Annotated in this window: 7 protein-coding genes; 6 read left to right on the forward strand and 1 reads right to left on the reverse strand. The window is 30.8% G+C overall.

Annotation, left to right across the window (positions count from 1 at the left end; translation table 11 throughout):
* The first annotated feature begins 101 nt into the window (after positions 1-101).
* The 5 genes from ABIQ27_RS12855 (at position 102) to ABIQ27_RS12875 (ending at position 2,779) form a co-directional block, all read left to right on the forward strand.
* Positions 102-395, forward strand: a complete 294-nt coding sequence (locus ABIQ27_RS12855; protein WP_348034315.1) for a hypothetical protein — start codon at positions 102-104, stop codon at positions 393-395.
* Positions 396-399: 4 nt separating this feature from the next.
* Positions 400-831 (forward strand): hypothetical protein, encoded by a 432-nt coding sequence (locus ABIQ27_RS12860; RefSeq protein WP_348034316.1) that lies wholly within the window; start codon positions 400-402, stop codon positions 829-831.
* A gap of 182 nt (positions 832-1,013) precedes the next feature.
* Positions 1,014-1,676 carry an IS1 family transposase gene (locus ABIQ27_RS12865; RefSeq protein WP_348034317.1) on the forward strand — a complete coding sequence of 221 codons (663 nt, stop codon included), beginning with the start codon at positions 1,014-1,016 and terminating at the stop codon, positions 1,674-1,676.
* A gap of 120 nt (positions 1,677-1,796) precedes the next feature.
* Positions 1,797-2,318, forward strand: a complete 522-nt coding sequence (locus ABIQ27_RS12870; protein ID WP_348034318.1) for a hypothetical protein — start codon at positions 1,797-1,799, stop codon at positions 2,316-2,318.
* Positions 2,315-2,779, forward strand: a complete 465-nt coding sequence (locus ABIQ27_RS12875; protein ID WP_348034319.1) for a helix-turn-helix domain-containing protein — start codon at positions 2,315-2,317, stop codon at positions 2,777-2,779. Before ABIQ27_RS12870 ends, ABIQ27_RS12875 begins: the two co-directional genes overlap by 4 nt.
* A gap of 90 nt (positions 2,780-2,869) precedes the next feature.
* On the opposite strand, the gene ABIQ27_RS12880 is transcribed toward ABIQ27_RS12875, so the two are convergent.
* On the reverse strand, positions 2,870-3,241 hold the full coding sequence (locus ABIQ27_RS12880) for a helix-turn-helix transcriptional regulator (protein ID WP_348034320.1): 372 nt from the start codon (positions 3,239-3,241) through the stop codon (positions 2,870-2,872).
* A 161-nt stretch (positions 3,242-3,402) separates the two neighbouring features.
* On the opposite strand from ABIQ27_RS12880, the gene ABIQ27_RS12885 reads away from it, so the two are divergent.
* A partial coding sequence (locus ABIQ27_RS12885; RefSeq protein WP_348034321.1) for a hypothetical protein occupies positions 3,403-3,641 on the forward strand: 239 nt, incomplete at its 3' end.

Below are 3,641 nucleotides of genomic sequence, written 5' to 3' on the forward strand. Positions count from 1 at the left end.
GAAAAAGTAGTTTTTTAATGAAAATTGGGGTGGTCAATTTAAACTGGAATTAGATGGTCACTTTGAATCGGAATTAGGTGCTCACTTTAAATCGGAATTGGGTGGTCAATATCATCGGAATTTGCAGTAAACAAACTTTAGTTGATGAACGTGGATTTGCTATAGAAAATGTAATTTGGTGGTGGCTTGATACCAAAGACAAAATGCCTACGGCTTGGGTATCGGATAAATTTAACCCTGTTAGTCAAACAAGTTTATTAAGGGCAAAAAAAGGCGTACTGCCAACTTTACCAAAAGCAAACCGTAAGAAAATAACAGTTATAGTTCCTCAAAAACAACATGAGGCTCCAGCGCCTGCGAAAAAGAGAGTTCTTAAACCAATATATAAATCTTAATAAAATGAAAATTATTTATAAAACAATTTTGTTATTGAATATCAACTTATTTGTACTTATATTATCTTCATGCAGTAAAACTGAAAATGATAATGAGAAACTAATAAAAATAGTGAAGTCTGAAAAATTTATTGAATATTTTCAGTTATGTAATCAAAATAAAGATAGTATTATTATTTATAATAATTTAAATCTATTTGAAAGCATTACTCCTTTTGAGATTTGCGATAAAGTAGTTATAATCGAAAAGAGTAACATCAAATTGGATTTTAATAATAGCTTGGCGAAAAGAGAGAATAAGGTTCTTTTGTATAAGTATGAGGAAAATAATAATTTAATAAAATTATATTTTATACACGTAGCTTCAAATGCATATTATAATGTTTCGATTGATGATGAAAATTTGATTTCAGGAATAGAAACTGGAGCATACTAATTTAGGTAATGTATCAAATTAGGACATTGCTAAAATTAAATTCGTAAATAAATGAAAAACAGCAGTTAGTATAAAAGCTAATTGCTGTTTTTTTTATGAGTATTATATTCAGTTAATTATTTATAAATCTTTAGAGTAAGTAAAATGGAGGGTTTTGTTTGCTTTGTGTAGTAAATTAGGACATGAAAAAAGCATATTGCCCACATTGCAGTGGAACAGCCGTTAAAAATGGATTTCAATTAGAAGTGCAACGTTATCGATGTAAATTGTGTCGGAAGAAATTTCAAATAAGTTATACATATCAAGCTTATAAAAAAAATACAAATGATTCTATAGTTGTTCTTTTGAAAGAAGGTTGTGGCATTAGGAGTATTTCAAGGATTTTGAAGATTTCAACTAATATTGTTTTGTCAAGAATTGTCCATATTGGAAATAACTTAGAACCAAAACCATTGTATCAAAAAGGGTGTTCTTATGAAATGGATGAAATGTGGACGTTTATAGGAAACAAAAGTAACGTTGTCTGGATTACTTATGCTATTGAGCGGAAAAGTAAACAGGTTGTTGATTTTATATTAGGTTCAAAAACTAAAGAGAACATTCAACCCTTAGTTAACAAGTTAATTTTATTAGAACCAAAAAGGGTTTATACTGATGGGTTGAATCTATTTCCTGCTCTTATACCTAAAGACATTCATAGAAGATTTCAGTATTGCACTAATATTATTGAAAGAAATAATTTGACTATCCGTACCCATTTAAAAAGATTAAGCCGAAAAACGATTTGCTTTTCAAGAAGTTTAGTGGTGTTGAATTGTGTACTGAAGATTTATTTTTGGTTATAAACTCTTGATACGATACAAATACATTGATTTCTGGGATAATTTTTTAATTGAAATTTAACCTAATAATTATACAATTTGTATAATTATTTAGTATATTTGTTGTAGAAAATTAGTTTAGAAATGAAGGTGAAAATACTAAAAGTTAAAGACGGTACAGTAACAGACGCCTTGATTTTAAACTCGAAATCTTTGAAAACAGCACTTCCGTCTATAACTGACGGCTGGAGATTCAACTTTAACAAGCATGCTAAAAAAGCAGGTTTTGAAACTTATGTTCTTGTAAAAGAAGAAACCCCTGAGAGAATTGAAGGCTGCCTGACTTTTGAAATGAAAAATAAAGTTGAACCTTATATGGCCTTTGTTGAGGTTGCCCCTCATAATTATGGCAAAATTAAAGAATATGAAAAAGTGGCGGGTTGTTTGATTGCCTATGCCTGCAGACTAAGTTTTTTAAGAGGCGATGACACTTATAAGGGCTGGCTGGCGTTTGATGTACTGGAGGAAAAAAAAGAAGATGAAATAAAGTTAATGGTTGTGTATTCGAATAATTATAATGCTTTGAAATTTGGAGAAACAACTATGGTTATTCCTCCGATAGGCAGTGAAAAATTGATAAATGAATTTTTAAATAATGAATTATGAAAAATAAAGAAATTCAATCTGAAGAAATATGGAATGATAAAAAGAAAGAAGGATTAAAAGAATTTATTTCTTCTCATTCTGCCAAGCAATCAAAAGAACAATTACTGACTAACAAATTGCTTTCTATTCAATATAAACTGGAAGATTATATTGAGAATGATAGCGATGACAGCGTTTTAAAGATTCTTGATTTTGTTAAAATGTACCTGAAAGAACTGAATTTAACAAAAAGGAAGTTAGCCACCTATTTTGAAATGCGGGACAGCAATCTTCAAAAATATCTTTCGGGTGAGAGAAAGCTAAATGCAGAAGTAGCTTTGAAGCTTAGTGCTTTTTCACATACCAAACCCGAACATTGGTACAGGGTGCAGGTAAAGAATGAACTAATAGAATTAAATAAAGAAAAGCACAGAGTGGCGGAATACCAAAAATATGACTATCGTAATTTGGTTGAAATATAGATTAGATAATTTATAAAACCAGACATTTATTTGTAATACCAAAAGCAAAAGCCTCTCAATTGAGAGGCTTTTAAAATTGTATTGGCTGGTTTATTTTTTCTTTTCTGCTTCAAGCAGTCGTTCGTATAATTTTTTGTTTTCTTCGTAGGCTTCTATTAATTTGTCAATTGGATTAAATGTACACCCATAATTAATTGATGATGCATTATCATTGTATGTGTTACCAATAATTTGAAATACTACATCTTCCGAAAAACCCTTAATAGCTTCAGCTGAAACACCCAATTCTTTTGCAATAAGCTGCAGTTTATCATCATCAATAGTTTCGCTTCCTTCAATATTAGAAATAGTCTGCTGGCTTACGCCGATTGCCATTGCGAGGGCTTCCTGTTTCATGCCGCGGAGTTCACGGATGCGGGAAATGTTTCTTCCTATGTGTTTTGGTTTTGTAGTTGTATTCATACTCCAAATATAATAAATCTTTTGAAATACGAAACTATGCAATTTGGAAAAAATAAGTAGTTAAAAGCGGTAGTAAAATACCAGTGTATTTGGTAGCATACAATGTGATTTGGTTCGGTACGACACAGTGAGTGGCTAACTTGCATCAAAAATCAGTAATCATGGAAACTATCATTCTCCCAAAACATGAAACTCAACTTGTGGTAGACCACATTGTAAAAGCATTTTCACCCTGCACCATTTTCACCTTTGGTTATAGTAATAATAGCACTTCGGCAAGTAGTCTTTTATTGGCTCAAACTAATGATGGAAGTTCAAGTCACCACTTTTATCTTGTTGTTTTTTCAAACAAAGCTTTTCAAAATGGAGGTTCGAATATTGCCAATGCAATAGCTGAAAG

The organism is Flavobacterium sp. (assembly GCF_039916025.1).
Lineage (GTDB): Bacteria > Bacteroidota > Bacteroidia > Flavobacteriales > Flavobacteriaceae > Flavobacterium.